The organism is Staphylococcus taiwanensis (assembly GCA_020544305.1).
GTDB classification, from domain to species: Bacteria; Bacillota; Bacilli; order Staphylococcales; family Staphylococcaceae; genus Staphylococcus; species Staphylococcus taiwanensis.
This window is the reverse complement of sequence record CP058667.1, coordinates 355,481-371,346: the sequence shown is the minus strand read 5'-3', so window position 1 is coordinate 371,346 and position 15,866 is coordinate 355,481. Positions and strand designations below refer to the sequence as shown.

The 15,866-nt window shown below is 33.6% G+C and carries 14 protein-coding genes; 2 read left to right on the top strand and 12 right to left on the bottom strand.

All coding sequences use genetic code 11. The features are described from left to right. Positions 1-8: 8 nt before the first annotated feature. From HYI43_01685 to HYI43_01645, 9 genes are all read right to left on the bottom strand, one after another. Complete coding sequence (locus HYI43_01685; GenBank protein ID UDI77323.1) at positions 9-857, bottom strand: N-acyl homoserine lactonase family protein; 849 nt, start codon at positions 855-857, stop codon at positions 9-11. Positions 858-1,004: 147 nt separating this feature from the next. After that, positions 1,005-1,907 carry a poly-gamma-glutamate hydrolase family protein gene (locus HYI43_01680; GenBank protein UDI77322.1) on the bottom strand — a complete coding sequence of 301 codons (903 nt, stop codon included), beginning with the start codon at positions 1,905-1,907 and terminating at the stop codon, positions 1,005-1,007. A 251-nt stretch (positions 1,908-2,158) separates the two neighbouring features. Next, positions 2,159-3,154, bottom strand: coding sequence for a LacI family DNA-binding transcriptional regulator (locus HYI43_01675; protein ID UDI77321.1), 996 nt, complete (start codon positions 3,152-3,154; stop codon positions 2,159-2,161). A 166-nt stretch (positions 3,155-3,320) separates the two neighbouring features. Then, entirely contained in the window at positions 3,321-4,082 is a 762-nt protein-coding gene (locus HYI43_01670; GenBank protein ID UDI77320.1) for an esterase family protein, read from the bottom strand. A 308-nt stretch (positions 4,083-4,390) separates the two neighbouring features. Beyond that, positions 4,391-5,077 (bottom strand): Crp/Fnr family transcriptional regulator, encoded by a 687-nt coding sequence (locus tag HYI43_01665; GenBank protein ID UDI77319.1) that lies wholly within the window; start codon positions 5,075-5,077, stop codon positions 4,391-4,393. A gap of 36 nt (positions 5,078-5,113) precedes the next feature. Next, on the bottom strand, positions 5,114-6,544 hold the full coding sequence (gene arcD, locus HYI43_01660) for an arginine-ornithine antiporter (GenBank protein ID UDI77318.1): 1,431 nt from the start codon (positions 6,542-6,544) through the stop codon (positions 5,114-5,116). Between the two features lie 162 nt (positions 6,545-6,706). After that, a complete protein-coding gene (gene arcA, locus HYI43_01655; GenBank protein UDI77317.1) occupies positions 6,707-7,942 on the bottom strand; it encodes an arginine deiminase in 1,236 nt (411 codons plus the stop codon). A 356-nt stretch (positions 7,943-8,298) separates the two neighbouring features. Further along, positions 8,299-8,763 (bottom strand): ArgR family transcriptional regulator, encoded by a 465-nt coding sequence (locus HYI43_01650; protein UDI77316.1) that lies wholly within the window; start codon positions 8,761-8,763, stop codon positions 8,299-8,301. A 309-nt stretch (positions 8,764-9,072) separates the two neighbouring features. Beyond that, positions 9,073-9,633: a hypothetical protein gene (locus HYI43_01645; GenBank protein UDI77315.1), complete on the bottom strand. Its 561-nt coding sequence runs from the start codon at positions 9,631-9,633 to the stop codon at positions 9,073-9,075. 361 nt (positions 9,634-9,994) lie between these two features. Here HYI43_01645 and HYI43_01640 point away from each other — a divergent pair, with 361 nt between their 5' ends. After that, positions 9,995-10,438 carry a YolD-like family protein gene (locus tag HYI43_01640; protein ID UDI77314.1) on the top strand — a complete coding sequence of 148 codons (444 nt, stop codon included), beginning with the start codon at positions 9,995-9,997 and terminating at the stop codon, positions 10,436-10,438. A 281-nt stretch (positions 10,439-10,719) separates the two neighbouring features. On the opposite strand, the gene HYI43_01635 is transcribed toward HYI43_01640, so the two are convergent. Continuing rightward, complete coding sequence (locus HYI43_01635; GenBank protein UDI77313.1) at positions 10,720-11,250, bottom strand: hypothetical protein; 531 nt, start codon at positions 11,248-11,250, stop codon at positions 10,720-10,722. Between the two features lie 202 nt (positions 11,251-11,452). Between HYI43_01635 and HYI43_01630 the strand changes: the two genes are divergently transcribed. Further along, positions 11,453-12,013, top strand: a complete 561-nt coding sequence (locus tag HYI43_01630) for a hypothetical protein (GenBank protein ID UDI77312.1) — start codon at positions 11,453-11,455, stop codon at positions 12,011-12,013. 61 nt (positions 12,014-12,074) lie between these two features. Here HYI43_01630 and HYI43_01625 read toward each other — a convergent pair whose 3' ends face one another. After that, on the bottom strand, positions 12,075-12,683 hold the full coding sequence (locus tag HYI43_01625; protein ID UDI77311.1) for an FMN-binding negative transcriptional regulator: 609 nt from the start codon (positions 12,681-12,683) through the stop codon (positions 12,075-12,077). Positions 12,684-12,886: 203 nt separating this feature from the next. Continuing rightward, entirely contained in the window at positions 12,887-15,703 is a 2,817-nt protein-coding gene (locus HYI43_01620) for a YhgE/Pip domain-containing protein (protein UDI77310.1), read from the bottom strand. Between the last annotated feature and the right edge of the window lie 163 nt (positions 15,704-15,866).

Sequence of the window (15,866 nt, the reverse complement as noted above, 5' to 3'; positions counted from 1 at the left end):
GATTGTCACTATTCATAATATCCATCTGTTGATTTTCGAAATTCGGCAAATTGTTCTCCGTCGTGACCAAACCAAATTTGCGCATTTTTCTCTGCAGCTAATTTTTTTATTTTTTCAACAGAATTTGTCCAGCCAACAGAGTCATACAAGATACCTGGTGGTTTAAGTGTTGGTTCCATACTTTCTTTAGTATAAATAGCATCTGAGGCGAGAATAATTGTTCCAAGTTCTTCAGTTTCAATTTCTAAGCCAATCATGCCCCATGCATGACCACTGCCAAAATTCAATACCTTAACACCATCAACAAGTTTTAAATAATCTTCATCTCGCTTAATCGTCTTCCAAGTTAAATCGTTTTTAATCCATGCGTCTATATCCGCCCAAATATAGGCACCTTCTTTTTGGTTACGTGCATAAGATTGCATTGTTCCATTGAGTTCATCGTTGTGCACTATAACTGTGGCATTCGTAAAATATTCAAGACATCCTGCATGATCTAAATGAAGATGTGAGGCCACTACAATATCAACATCTTTAGGATCTATACCAATTTGTTCAAGCCGATTAGGTAAATGACATGCTTCGTCGGCAAAGTAAGGAAATGCTTTTTGCGTTGCCGTAATCCAACGTCCGTTATCTCCCATAGCATTTGGATTACATGCTGTATCGAATAGAATCTTTGCTTCAGGATGATCAATAAATACAGTGTAAATAGGAAACTCATGCATTTCATTAGGTTGGTTCGGGTTATCCATCGTTGCTTGGTTCGAATTTGCAATCATCAAGTTTTTGTCCATTTTCATGCGTCCGTTGTCGAGTACGTAAATTTTCATTCTTTGCTTTTTCACATTAACCATGATACGCATCCCCCTTTTAACTATTGCATGTAATAAACATAGATGTTATTTACATTTTACAACTTTTAGAAAATTCATACAATTCAAAAGTTAATGATTCTTTAGTTTCTGAAATTTAAAAAGACTGCTATTGAGCAGTCTTTTTCGTTATCTATCTTTACCTGAATCATCTATTTGTTTAATTGCTTTATCAAGTGCATCTGAGAATTTATACATCACTGGTGACCAGTTATTTTTTTCTGAACGTGATTTAGGTGACATATTTTCATTAATAAATAAAGATTTTCTAAATGCGGTGCTTAACTCAAGTTGAACGCCTTTATCTTTAAAGTCACGATTAACAAAGTTTTGTTTTAAATCGCCTCCAAGATAGGTTGGTGCAATTTTGACATTGAAATGCGCTTTTACTAACTGCTGTTTAATCGCTTCTTTTAATTGCGTGTCTAATCCACCTAAATAAATCACTGGCTTATCACCTTTGGCACCATGAATTGAAACTGCAAAGTCTTTAGATTTTACCATCTTAAGCAAAGTTGGATCATTATAATTTGCTGAAGTCACGTGAAATTTTTCTGGATTTTTTCTGTTTAGTACAGTAAACGAATAATAATCATAGTGATTATCATTAGCTACCATTTTAGTTAACTCCGTTGTCCCTTTTTCAATGTTGCCTCCATGCGGTGCGACAATAATAACATTACTGCCTCTTTTTTTAGTTTCCTTCTTCCAATCCACCCCTTCTTTAGTATGTGCAAAGAGTTGTGTCATTGAACGAAAGTAATCCTTATGATGTACCTCTGGCATAACCGGTGCAGCAGGTTCCAAGTTGATATTAGACGCTCTACCCTTTTCATAATCATGATTCATGATATGAGATAACCTATGTTTCTCCTCTGCTTTATATGGTACACCTTGATTTGAATCCGTTGCTTTCGCTTGCTTATGAAAAAGAGTAATTGCAAAAACGACTACAAATAAACTGATTACGATGATTGTCCAAATTTTTAAAGACGAGAAACCTTGTATATCATTCTTTCTCAAATGAAACATTTCCTTCCCAATGTTAGTAGAAGTTGAATGATAGCCGTAAATCAAATGTCGTACATTTCCATATCTTCATTCACTAATATAGAAAGTATTTAGTGATTTGAAATCATTCCTCAGTCCTATTATGACAAAAAATTAGTGTTAATTTTGTAATTTTTTTATTAAGGAAAGATTGAGCCAAAAATTTATTTTATAATGCTTATTCATTAAACAAGCCTTCCACTTCGTTTAAAATTCGAAATGGAAGGCTCTATTTATGTGCTTTGTCGTTCTACGATATTTAATTTTAATGAATCTTCATCACCATTAAATTCTGTATCTTCTAGTATTGACAGTAAACAAGCAATGGATTGCTTTCCAATTTCATTTACTGGTTGATTAACTGTCGATAATGGTATTTGCAATAAACTAGACATAGGTTGATTATCATAACCCATAATGGCAATTTGGTTAGGTACATCAATATGATGTCTAGTCATAAAATGAATTAAGCCTAAAGCTACTTCATCACTACCTGTAAATACTGCATCAGGTAACGCTTTCTGTTCCAATAACATTTCTCCAACGCGTTCGCCATCTTCAATTGTATGTATATTATTAAAAATCCATTCTTCTTTGATATCTAAGCCGTTATCTTCCATCGCATCTCTAAAACCGACATTTCTCGGTTTTTTGTAGCAATGGTCAAAGTAATTATTATCAGTACAGTAAGCTATATCGTGATAACCCTTATTAATCAAATATTGAATCGCATCATACGTTGTTTGACGTTGATTGGTATGAATCATATTCACTTTGTCAGAGTGCATCGACTTGTCGGCTGACAATATGATAGGCCCATATTTTGTAAAATCTTCTAACACTTCTATATCATTTTCCAATGCACCCATAATAACACCAGCAACTTGTCGTTGTTTAAACATGTTCAATAAACGTAACTCTTCGTCTTTATTATTATAGGTTTGCATAATTAACGTATGATAAGGTGTATGCTTAATTTCTTTATCTATCGCATCAATTAAATACGCAAAATACGGGTTAGTGATTCTCGGCACAATAATCCCTATGGTGTACGATTTATTAGAACGTAATTGTGTAGCTACTGAATTAGGTACATAATCCAATTCAGTCATTGCTTGTTGAATTTTGTTTTTCTTTTCCTCAGATATATAGGGATGATGATTTAAATAACGTGAAACTGTTGAAATAGATAGCCCAGCTTTGCGAGCTACATCTTTAATTGTTGCCATAATACCACCTTAAATGAAAACGTTTTCATATATAATGATATATTTTCTATTTACCTTTGTCAATGCTAACAGAGCGTTACGTTAAAGCGATCATTTATATGGTTAAAGAGACTAGAACTGAATTCTTTTCAAATTCATCGTCCTAGTCTCTTCGTTATTTCTCACTCTATTCTTCTACTAACCATTCAATTGTACGTTTGATGGCTTTATCCCAATATGCATAATCATGAGCGCCTGGTTGTTCTTCATATTGATAGTTTATTCCTTTATCGTCTAAGTATTTCATAAATTGTTGGTTATCTTCATATAAGAAATCTTCCGTGCCACATTGAATCAATAACTCCGGTATTAACGCATCATTAGTCACCGCTTCATCTACTAAATGATACGTATCCAATTCAGTCCCTTTGATATTAATATCCTCACCAGTGATTGCTTTAGGTGCGAAATCTGGATAATCGAGTTCCATTAAACCTTGTGCTTGGCATACTGCGGATAATGGAGATGCTTTTGAAAATAATTTACCCTGCGTGAATGCATACTTGATTGTGCCATAACCACCCATCGAGTGACCTGCGATAAAATTGTCATCACGTTGCGTAGATAACGGGAACATTTTATGTGCGTAATGATATACCTCTAAAATGTAGTCATAATAGCTATGACCATATTTCATATTTGCATAAGCACTATGATCTGCATTAGGCATAATAATAGCCAGATTGTGCTCATCCGCATAGCGCTCTACACTCGTAAAACGTGTATAAGATGTCGCATCGCTTGATAAACCATGTAATAATATGAGTGTTTTTAATGGTGGTACAGATTGTGTTGTATCAAAGAACCCCTTATCATCAGGAATAATTGCGACAAATGATTGTTGCATACCTAGAGTGGGAGATAAATAATTTACTGTCATTAATGCCATGTTGCTGCTCATCCCTTCTAAAATAAATGATTACAACCATTTTACACTTTTTTGGTGAAATAATTAATCTTTAAAAATAAAATGACGCTGGTGATTTCACCAACGCCTATTGTAGCAATTTCGTTCATATCGGTTTTGGTAGTTTGATATCAACTTCATATCATTCATATCTTAGTAGAAGTAACATATGAATGGTCCCCAACAACGTCTTCAATCATTTAAAACCCGGTGTTAGGAAGGAATTGGAAACGTAAAATTCTTTCAAGAAGCGTAACAGAAGACCACGTTTGAATTCTTGCTAACGTAAACTACTTTACAATCATCCAGTCTTTACCGTTTTTCATCAATATCTTCTCTTCTTTTAACTCATGCACGGTATGACCTGTTGTTTCACGTGAAATACCAGCTAAATCACTTAACAATTGTATGGTCATAATATGTTTGATTTCATAAAATTCTTCATGGTCGTATCCCACTGCATGGCACAAGTAATACATGACTTTCTCAATACGTTCTCTCGCTAACTTTGTTGTTAACGCCATATTATATTCTTTTTGTAGTGTCAGTTCGTCGTTTAACTTTTCAAAGAGCGTAACAAATATATCATCCTGATTCTTACATAAATATTCCAACAAATCTTTAGGAATGGCAATGATATGACAAGCCGTCATCGCGGTGCACATTTCATTCAAATCTACTTTACGAAATAAATTTGTTAATGGAAACAGCACTTTCTCCTTATTCAACTGACGATAGACATCTCCATCTTGATTAAATGTTTCACGCAAAACAATGCCATCCATTAATAAATAAACATACTCTGGTTGATCTGATGCATAATACATCACTTGACCTTTATTATAGTGACGTACGAAACATTCATCTTTATATGCATGAATCACACCTACTGGAATATTTAAATATGATGCCAACTGTTTAAAGTTTTCACTTAAATCAGTTTCTTTATTTTTATTTGGAAAATGTTTTTCAGTCATAATGATACGCTCCTAAAAATTTCAGACTTAAATGTACTAGAATACTGACACGCTACCCATTGCCAATCGAATCACACCAATGATGGCGAGTACAATAATGACGACAAAAAGAATGTAGTCCACTTTCGTCAAACGTTTCTTATTAGTATGTTGCACATAACTGTATACGACTAAACCTGGAATATACAACAACATCGTTAATAACAAATAATCAATACCTGCTGCGTAAACTAACCAAATTGCATATATTGAAGCGATAATGCCGATAGTCCATTGTTTGACTGTGGCATGTCCTTTATGTTCAATAGTGTATTTTAATTGGTAGAACGCACTAAACATATACGGAATTAAAATGGCACTTGATGCAAGTGAAAATGCGAATTGATAGGCACTATCTGTAAATAACATACTCACTAAGAAAATTTGCACTAAAATATTCGTAATTAAAAGTGCATTGATTGGGGCTTTGTTTTTATTTTCCTTAGCGAACCATTTCGGGAAGAGTCCATCCTTCGCTACGATAAATGGTAATTCGCCGGCGAGTAAGGTCCAGCCTAACCAAGCACCTAATACTGAGATAATTAAGCCAATATTGACTAATACTGAACCCCAGTGACCAACAATGTACGCTAACACTTGAGCCATAGATGGGCTTGTAAGTTTAGAAATTTGGTCTTGTTGAATCACACCTTGTGCTAAGACCGTCATTAAAAAGTAAATGACTAATACTGAAACAAGACCAATCACTGTCGCTGTGCCGACATCTTTCTTCGTTTTGGCACGTCCTGAGAAGACGACGGCCCCTTCAATACCTGTAAACACCCATACAGTGACAAGCATTGTACTCTTCACTTGAGCCATTGTGTCACCCCAACTAAAGATGCCCACACCACCACTTGTCATGCCATAGAAACCCGCTTTGAATGTATCAAAGTTAAATACGACAATCATGCAGATTATGACAAGAAAGATGGGGATTAATTTTGCAACGGTCACAATACTATTGATAAATGCCGCTGTTTCAACGCCTCTTAGAATTAGGAAATGCACGCCCCACAATAGTATTGACGCTACAATGATACTTGGAAGTGTGTTCCCACCTTTGAAGATTGGGAAGAAGTTACCGACTGCTGACATTAATAGTGTTGCATAGGCCACATTTCCTAGAAACGCAGCAAACCAATAACCCCATGCGCTTGAGAATCCTATAAAATCTCCAAATCCTGCTTGCGCATAGCTATATATGCCGCCTTCAAGATCTGGACGTACATTTGTCAGATTTTGGAAAACGAAGGCAAGTGAAATCATACCTATGGCAGTAATTATCCAGCCAATCATAATAGCTAAGCCACCTGCTTTACCACCCATATCAGAAATGATGTTGAACGCACCGCCACCAATCATTGAACCAATGACAAGACCAATAAGAGACATTTTACCTAGTTTATTTGTGTCTGATTTATTCATAATTCATTTCCCCTTATAAGAAAGGTTATTTTAAAAAATTAGGACTCGAAGCATGACTTATTCAGTTGTACATAATTGCTTCAAGCCCTCTCCTTTGTGTTGTTGTGCGGTATCGCTTAGTTGAATTAGCGCTACCTATTTTTAGTCCTTGTATTGAGTCCTTTAAATGTCTTCTCTAAATAATGGTTGGCTCATACATCTTGGGCCCCCGCGTCCACGAACAAGCTCACTACCTGTAATTTCAAGTACTTTAATACCTTTATCACGCAGTAATTGGTTAGATACATAGTTTCGATCGTAAGTTACTACGACACCTGGGCGAATACATAATGTATTTGAACCATCATTCCATTGTTCACGTGCACCGTCGATGACATCACCGTTACCTGTTGGAATGAAGTCAATTTTTTCTACACCTAAGACTTCTGCCAATGTTTCACGTAGTTTATGTGAATGCGTAATTTTAATGTCATCTTTTGTTTCATCATATTCAATCGTAAAGAGATTCATATGATTTTCTTCTTTGAAGATAGCTGAATGCACTGTGAATTTATCGTAATCTATCATTGTGAATACAGTATCTAGGTGCATAAATGTACGACTATTTGGTATTTCAATTGCTACGATTTTTTTGAATGTGGTTGTTTCATCTTTGAAAATGTTTCGCGCCAAGCGTTCAATTGCTTGTGCTGATGTACGTTCTGAAATGCCGATAGCTAATGCCTCTTTAGATAAAATTAATTCATCTCCACCTTCAATATTGAATGGTGAATTACGATCTAACCATACCGGTACATCTGCATCTTTAAATCTTGGATGATATTTTAAAATGTATGTCATAAATAGAGATTCTCTACGACGTGCTCTCCAATACATTCTGTTGATTGTCATTCCTCTACCTACAGATGCTTGAGGGTCACGTGTGAAATAAAGGTTAGGCATTGGGTCTAAATAAAATGGATATCTATCATCCATATATTCAACTAAATGTGTTGTTTCAAGTTGAATTTCTTCTTTGCGAATACCAGCCATAATTTTATCGATAAGTTCTTGGTCTGATAGTTTAGAGAAGTATGTTTTAATTTCTTCTTCATGTCCTAAGATTGTTTTTTGAGATTCTGCTAATATGTCGTCGATAAATTGATTACGCACTGCTTGATCAGCGATAGCTTCTGCAGCAAGTTTTTCTAAATAAAGAACTTCTACACCTTCATCACGAAGCGTTTGTGCAAATTTGTCGTGCTCTTCTTGTGCTACTTTTAAATAAGGAATGTCATCGAACAACAAGCCACTTAAGTGATCTGGCACTAAATTTTCTAATTCTTTGCCAGGTCGTTTGAGTAATACTGTTTTTAATCTACCGATTTCACTGTTTACTTGAATAGGTCCTTGAGTCATATTCATTTCCTCCTTTATTTATCTACAACCATATTGTAAAACGCTTTCATAATTGATTATGTGATTATTTTCACATTAAAAATGTGTATTACTTCATGCTTTTTGGTTATTCAATGCATATTTTTGTTTGAATATACAAATTTATGAGCTATTTTGAGTTAAATATGTATATTTCATTTATTAGCACATGTTGAATATCGCGATAAAAGTTTTTTATGCATTATCATGTATTAATAACCACTTTCTTTTCTACTTTACTCTTTTGAAAATAAAAATATTAGAAATACTTATTTATTAGTATTTCACTCATCATTATAGTGAACATCTAACTATAATACCATCCTATATTTTATACACTATACTGAATATTTATGACCAAATAATTTATAATGCACATACTTTGCCATGTCTTCTGAAGCAGTGAGTACCATTAACGTATCATTCCCACCTACAGTTCCGAGTATTTCTTTAATATTCATTTGATCAATAAAGTAATTAATACCTTGAGCAAATCCAGGTGATGTCTTAATGATTAAATAACTATCTTTAATCATAATTGATTGAATTTCTTCATGATAATAATGGGATAACTTCTCTTTAGCATTCATTTGTTGCGTGTTATCTAACTTTTTATAATAAGATTGATTGCCAGCAGCCGGCATTTTATATATTTTTAGCTCTTTTAAATCTCGCGCAATCGTCGTCACGCTATAACGTACTCCAAAGTGCATATCAATATAATCCGCAATATCTTCTTTTTTATTAAATCTGTTTTGCGTTACCACAGTTGCGATGAGATCTAGACGTTTACTCTTTTTCATATTATAAACTCCTCTATCCCTACATCTAGACCGTTTCTAATCGTTCTAGACGTGTATCGTACTTATTACTATCTTTAAACTATCATCTTTCTAGCTTATTATGTGTATCAATTTTATGAATTCTATCATTAAGTATAAAAATAAGAGTAGAACAGAATTCAGTTGAATTCTTTGTTCCACTCTCATAAAGCGTTCATCATATTGAATCACTTATTTTAAATCAATGATTCGTTTAGGTAGCTAATGCCACTTTTTAATGTGACATTTGCCTATCGATTGAGACCTAAATACAATGTTAATTAGCATGAACTAGTTCATTGCTTTTTTAACTGTACTATAACCCATTACAACACGATCCACTTTTCCTTTATTAACATCGAACCAAACGGTCATACCTTTTGAATTTGGTTGATAGAAATAGATACCAGTCGTATTGTTTTTATTATTTTTAACTTTTTGTAAGTCTTTACCATACATTTTATTTAATTGATCTAATGATAATTTACCAGTTACTTTTAAATCAAGTAATGATGCAGTTTTACCGTCTTTTGATACATTTCTGAAATACTGATCATATTTTTTCACATTTTTTGTTGAATTCGTATCTTTTAATTTAACACCATTAAATGTTACATTTTCGTTTTTAACGGCATTTTTGAAATTTTTATCTAATACAAATGATGCATCTTGACCTGCATAACCTTTGTAATTGTAATACGCAGACGTTGAATTCGTTTTATTAGTTGTAGTAGCTGCTTTTGAAGTAGTATGTTCTGTTGATGCATGTGCGAATTCTCCAGTTGCGCCAATACCAAATAACGTACTAAACGCTAATGTAGCTGTTACTAATGTTTTTGTAGTTTTTCTCAAATTAGTCTCCCTCTTTCTTTTTAGCTACGAATATATTACTCCATTCTTTTCGCTTATACAATTTTTATCCTTTGAAAATATACAATTAATTTCTTTTCATTCACACCTATAACAAATTATATGTAATTAAATTTCACAATTCTTTAAATAATATTTTTATAAAAACCATGTTATAATAAATGTAGGAGTAATATCCCCATTATCTCCTTCACAAAAAGTTATATTATGTAATGACTATGGGTCATAAGTTTACTTCCCCTTTGTTGAACTTATGACCCTCTTTATATATAAAGTGATTCATTTTCAAGATAAATATAAAATTTATTTATAATGTAAAATACCACTTCAAAAATACGAACAAATGTTCTATAATGATGTTGAGGTGATTAAATTGATTCCAAATCCTGATGCGCCAGATGAATATAAATATGAAACGGATTATCGTAAAATTCCTAGACAATATTTAAATTCTAATATTCCCCAAGGTCGTGGCATGGTCAAATGGGCACCGTTTGCGACAATGCCAGAACAGTATCAACGTTTAAATGAATTTATCGAAGAACAAAACAAAATTGACATGCCGTCGTTATCAGACGATCAGTTTGAGAATATTAATCGACAGATGACATTAAAGTTTACGCAACATCAACTTGCCATGATTAGTTACTGGAGAAATGGCTATATTCAATCCGTAGCCGCATATATTCAACGTATCGACTCACTCAATAAATGCATCACTATTAGCAATGAGAATGGTTCACAAACAATGAAGCTCGATTTCGCAGTAATATGTAATGTGGAGTAAGACAATCGCATCATTGCGACATTGCATTGTTTAATTTTAAACACGCATTAAAAGCAATTCTTTGATGTCATTCATTAGAACTGCATGCACTTACATTCATTTCCATTAACACATAAAAAAGACTAGGACAGAATTCATTTCGAATTCGTTGTCCTAGCCCTTGTATGGATGACTAGAGTTGAGAATAGCTTAATACGAGCACTTTCTCAATTCAGTCAGCTACTGTGAATTTGCTAAATAGCCTCATCCTATTATTTTGTTTTACATTCTTTCAACATTAATTATTTACTTGTTGTAAAACCTGCGTAGCTCACATCTACTTCAACTACACGATTATTATTAAGCACAAATGAAGTTGCTAAACCATCTTTATTAGGTTTATAAACGTAAATACCATTGCCCTTAACATCATTATTTCCTTTTACTTTTTTCAAATCTTTTCCATAAGCTTTTTTAAGCTGATTGTAAGTTAAATCACCTTTTACAATAAATTGTAATTTGTTTGCTTTTTTGCCATCACTAGTGACACCAGTGAATTTTTGATTATATTTTTCTTTAACAGTGTTACTTTGTGTTTTTGCAAGTTTGATTCCATTAAATGTGATGTTGTCATGTTTAACCGCTTTAATGAAGTTCTTGTCTGTTAAGAATTTGGCATCCTTATCGATATAGCCATTGTAAGAATAATGATAACCTTTAGTTTGTGTTGCAGCATGTGCTGTATCTTGTACAGGTAATACAGCTGCACTTGCTCCTAAAAGTGTTCCAAATGCTAAAGTTGTTGAAGCAATCGTTTTAACTACTTTATTCATGTTAGTCCTTCTTTCTTTATTAGATTAGCACTACACTTATATTATTGCATATTGTGCACAAACAATCACTGTACTTAAGATGTATTTATCAAAAATTTTAGTAAACAAAATTTAATATTATAAAGTTGTGTAAATACTATCTATTTTATGAAGTTTTATTATAATAAAATAAAGAAATGAATTAAGGACGGAGGACTACAACTTGAAAAAAATATTAGCAGGTATAGTTATTGTACTACTTGTAGTTGCTTTAGGTTTTTCGATATTCTTTGCCACAACAGTTTCTAAAAATTCAGATACTAGCAGTGACAACAAAACAGAAAAACATGATAAAAAGAAAAAAAGTAGTGAAAAAGAAAAAACGAAAGAATCAAAAACACAAGAACAATCAACAGAATCTGACAACGGGGAAAATGCACAATCCGAACCCGCTTCAAACAATACAGTAAACACACAACAAAGTTACGCAACACAACAAAACAATAAAGCAACTAGAACGCAAGAAACTAAGACAAAAGAAAATGCAACTAAAGAAAGTAGTGCTGAAAAATCAAGACAAAATAGTTCAGAAAGTTCAACATCAGAGAAAAACACAGCAGAAAATACAAAAGAAGCACAAACAACGCAGCAACCAAGTACACAACAACCATCTACGCAACAACCAGCATCATCACAGCAAAGCACGCAAAAACCTTCAACCCAAAGTAGTTCAACACAAAATACAGGTAATACAGACAAATCAAGTAGTGGTAAAAGTCAATAGAACAAATGATGGGGACACAAATCTAATTTAATAAGCTGATTTCTGTCCCCATTTGATTACATTATCGAATATCATCTATTTCTTTAGCAACCTTCTGTTCCATCCAATTTCCACTTTGGTTCAACTGTAAAATAATATTTTCTTTTTCTTTATCACTACGATTTTGACTTAGCTTAGCTTTCGCCTCTATGTGATTGGCCTTCACTTTAAATCCCACAATACCTTTAATTTGTTTTTTATTTTGGTCTGACAATTTATTCCAAGTCACACCATTCTCACGATGGCCTTCATATTGATCTAACATTTTAACTAATTCCGTTTTCAACTGCGCTTCAGTTAACAACTTACCTTGACCATATACATGTACTGATTGGTAATCCCAAGTTGATACATCCTCATCTTCATACCAACTTGCAGACACGTACGCATGCGGACCATGAAAGATAATTAATGTAGACGCTGTATCTTCAATCGTCTGCCATTGCTTATTATTCTTCGCAAAATGTCCAGAAATATAGAGGCCTTCATCAGTTTCTTCAACAATAACTGGAAGGTGTGTAGCAACAGGTTTACCACCCTCTATTGTGACAATAGTGACAAAATTATTTTCTTGCATGAATGACACAATATTTTGATAGTCTGTCATTTCATATTTTTTAGGAATATACATCCCCATCCCCCCTTATTCCACCTCATTATACTAAAGCCCTAAACTTATATCATAGATTTCATTAATATAGCATTTGCTAAGAAAAACGTTATTAATAATCACATGTAATTAAGTAATTAGGTAAACTGAGCCAGAGCGAGCTCGTTTACTCACTAACTAAAAAGCATTCCACCAACTTAATGGTAAGAATGCTTTTAAGAAAGTTATTCAGTTACTTTACTTTCATCTACACGTTTTGAAATTTTATGCATAATTGGATCTAGTACAGGTTTAATCAAGATTCCAAGTACAAAGAAGCCTAGTCCAAATAATGATAAAATTAGTACTTTTGTAATTAATATTTCTGGAACAATACCGCCTACTGTTTCACGTAATGAATCAATTACATACGTAAATGGTAAATAAGGTGATATCGTTTGGAAGAACTTAGGTGCTGTTACTACTGGGAAGGTACCACCACCACCTGCAATTTGTAGTACTAATAATATAATCGCAATGGCTTTACCTGGGTTACCCAGTAATGAAACGCTTGTATAAACAATCGTATTAAAGACGATTGCTCCAAACAATGCTACTAAGATGAATAACATTGGCGATTCGACTTGTGCTTTCAAGATGAATATGTCGCCCATAGTTACAATGAGTGTTTGAATGATACCCATCATGACAAAGAAAGCACCTTTACCTAGGTAAATTTGACGTTTTGTTAATTCATCTTCCAATTCTTCATGTTTATTATCCACTGATAATAAGCTGACTAGTAGTAATGCCCCTACCCAAATAGATAATGATGTGTAGAATGGCGTCATGCCTGAACCATAATCTTTAACTGGGAAGACATCGACTTGTTTTTTATGGATCGGATTGGCGATAACATCTGCTTGTTTTTTCAAGTCATTTTTCAATGCATCGATGACTTTATCCACTGCATCATCTTTGTCTAATTTTTTGAAAATCTTATTCGCTTTATTCAAATCTTTTTCAATACCTGGCAAACGATTTTCAGAGAAGTTAGCCAGATTCGCCAATGCTTCTTTCGCACGTGGTTGATTTTGATCTAATAGATTAACTGCATTGTCATATTTATTAAATAATGTTGGTAAATTCGCATTTACCGTCGCAGTCGCATTTGCTAATTGTTGTTCTATTCCTGGTAGATCATTACGTACAAAGTCAGCTGCATTTGCCACATCTTTTTTCACTGTTGGGAAATATTGTTGCGCTGTTTGCATCGCATTAATATACGCTTGTTCTAGTCCTGGTAACTCACTTTGAATATTTGAAATACGCGTTTGACCATCAGACACAATATCTTGACCTGCTTTGATGACTTGATTAATCGTATTTAATTTAGACTGCACATTAGATAACGTATTTTGACCTTGATTTAATTGTTGCGTAATTTCATTAGACACCACTAACAAACGATTATTTAAATCATTTTTAATAAACTTACGGTAGTTTCCTAAACCTTTATTTAAATCTGGTAAAGTTCGTAATACATTAACTGCTTCTGCTTTACCTGAACTACCATTACCTAAAGCGTCTATTAGTTGATTTGTTGAACGTAATGTATCATTAATACGATTATTCGCTTTCTCAATTTCTTTGATTTGAGACGATAAATCCACATTTTCTTTCTCTTCTACTTCTTTAAGAATATCTATAAGTTGTTGATTACTTTTCGAGCTATTTTCAAGACGTGATTTCAGATTACGTAACATATCATTAAATTCAGATGGTCGATTAGATCCGATGACACCATATGAAATGTTCTTCAATGCTTTGACATCTGATTGTGACGCCTTCGCTTGATTATCCGCGTTGCTAGATAGCGCTAATAATGATTCAGCAAGTGCACTATTCATAGACTTAACATCGTTGTTAGACACAATTTGTTTATCATTCGTCGTATCGTTGCTACCGTCTGTACTTAATTGTTGTACTTTAAATTTAGTCTTGCCTGATGTACTTTGATTTCGTAGCGCATTATTTGCTTGGCCATTTACTTCTTGTGCGCGTCCCGCGGCTTCTTGATAATCACCAACACGTTGTTGGGCATTTGTTAGATAACCTTGTGCATCATTTAAACGCGTATTCGCTAAATTGAGTCCATCGCTCGCAATATCGACACCACGATTTATCTTAGGGAATTGTGCTGGAACATCATTAGAAGCGATGTTAAGCACTTTCTCAATATTTGGCATATACTCGTTAAGTGCTAAGATGAGTTTGGCCTTCTCATTTAGAGAAGGGATGGCTGCATTCACGTCATTTAATTTCTGTTGAGCATCTAAAATATCTCCTTTATAGTTGCCTAATGCTCGGAACTTATTCGCATATCGATCTAAGTCGTCTTGATGATCATTGAGATATTCAATACGATCAGCAATTTTATTAATTTGAGGTAGTGAATTATGTGCTGCGTACACAGCATTTTTAATTTTATTAATCGTTGGTACTTCATCTTCAAGCTGAATACCTACTTTATTCGCTTCTTGCAGTAACGCTTTCGTCACAGTTGAATTGAATTGCTTATTGGCTTCATCAACGATAACAGTTGACCCTGTATCAGTCATTTTAGGTGCTACAGCGTTGATTTTCTGATTCACTTTATATTCAATATCTGCTTTTTGTGGTTTCTTTCTTAATGTACCAGTAATTTGGTGTGAGAATTCTTTAGGTATGTATATACCGGCATAGTATTTCCCCATTTTTATTTCATGGTCTGCCTTTTCTCGACTCACAAATTGCCAATCGAATTTATTATTCTTCTTTAAGTTATTCTCAAGTGTATCCCCTACATTAATCTTCTTACCACGAACTTTGTCGCCTTGGTCTTCATTTACTACCGCAACTTTGATATGTCCGGTATGACTGTACGGATCCCACATAGCCCATAGGTTGAACCATGCATAAAATGACGGAAGTATGGCTAGACCAGCTAAGATAATCCAAACAGCTGGAGTCTTAGCGACACGTTTCAAGTCCGTCTTAAATAATTTCAGTGCGTTTTTCATTTTCACACTCCTAAAAATGAAATATTAAAATTTTATCTCAAAATGATTTAAAGCATTGTTTTTTTCTTTATAGAGTTAGTATAATACTTTTATTAAGTAAAGTAATAATTAGTTGATAGTTATCAACTAAAAAATCATAATAAACATTATACCAAATTATGAT

Bases quoted from the DNA above. Each gene is read 5' to 3' on its own strand.
- HYI43_01685 (UDI77323.1), bottom strand. From the start codon at position 857: ATGGTTAATGTGAAAAAGCAAAGAATGAAAATTTACGTACTCGACAAC.
- HYI43_01680 (UDI77322.1), bottom strand. From the start codon at position 1,907: ATGTTTCATTTGAGAAAGAATGATATACAAGGTTTCTCGTCTTTAAAA.
- HYI43_01675 (UDI77321.1), bottom strand. From the start codon at position 3,154: ATGGCAACAATTAAAGATGTAGCTCGCAAAGCTGGGCTATCTATTTCA.
- HYI43_01670 (UDI77320.1), bottom strand. From the start codon at position 4,082: ATGGCATTAATGACAGTAAATTATTTATCTCCCACTCTAGGTATGCAA.
- HYI43_01665 (UDI77319.1), bottom strand. From the start codon at position 5,077: ATGACTGAAAAACATTTTCCAAATAAAAATAAAGAAACTGATTTAAGT.
- arcD (UDI77318.1), bottom strand. From the start codon at position 6,544: ATGAATAAATCAGACACAAATAAACTAGGTAAAATGTCTCTTATTGGT.
- arcA (UDI77317.1), bottom strand. From the start codon at position 7,942: ATGACTCAAGGACCTATTCAAGTAAACAGTGAAATCGGTAGATTAAAA.
- HYI43_01650 (UDI77316.1), bottom strand. From the start codon at position 8,763: ATGAAAAAGAGTAAACGTCTAGATCTCATCGCAACTGTGGTAACGCAA.
- HYI43_01640 (UDI77314.1), top strand. From the start codon at position 9,995: ATGTTCTATAATGATGTTGAGGTGATTAAATTGATTCCAAATCCTGAT.
- HYI43_01635 (UDI77313.1), bottom strand. From the start codon at position 11,250: ATGAATAAAGTAGTTAAAACGATTGCTTCAACAACTTTAGCATTTGGA.
- HYI43_01625 (UDI77311.1), bottom strand. From the start codon at position 12,683: ATGTATATTCCTAAAAAATATGAAATGACAGACTATCAAAATATTGTG.
- HYI43_01620 (UDI77310.1), bottom strand. From the start codon at position 15,703: ATGAAAAACGCACTGAAATTATTTAAGACGGACTTGAAACGTGTCGCT.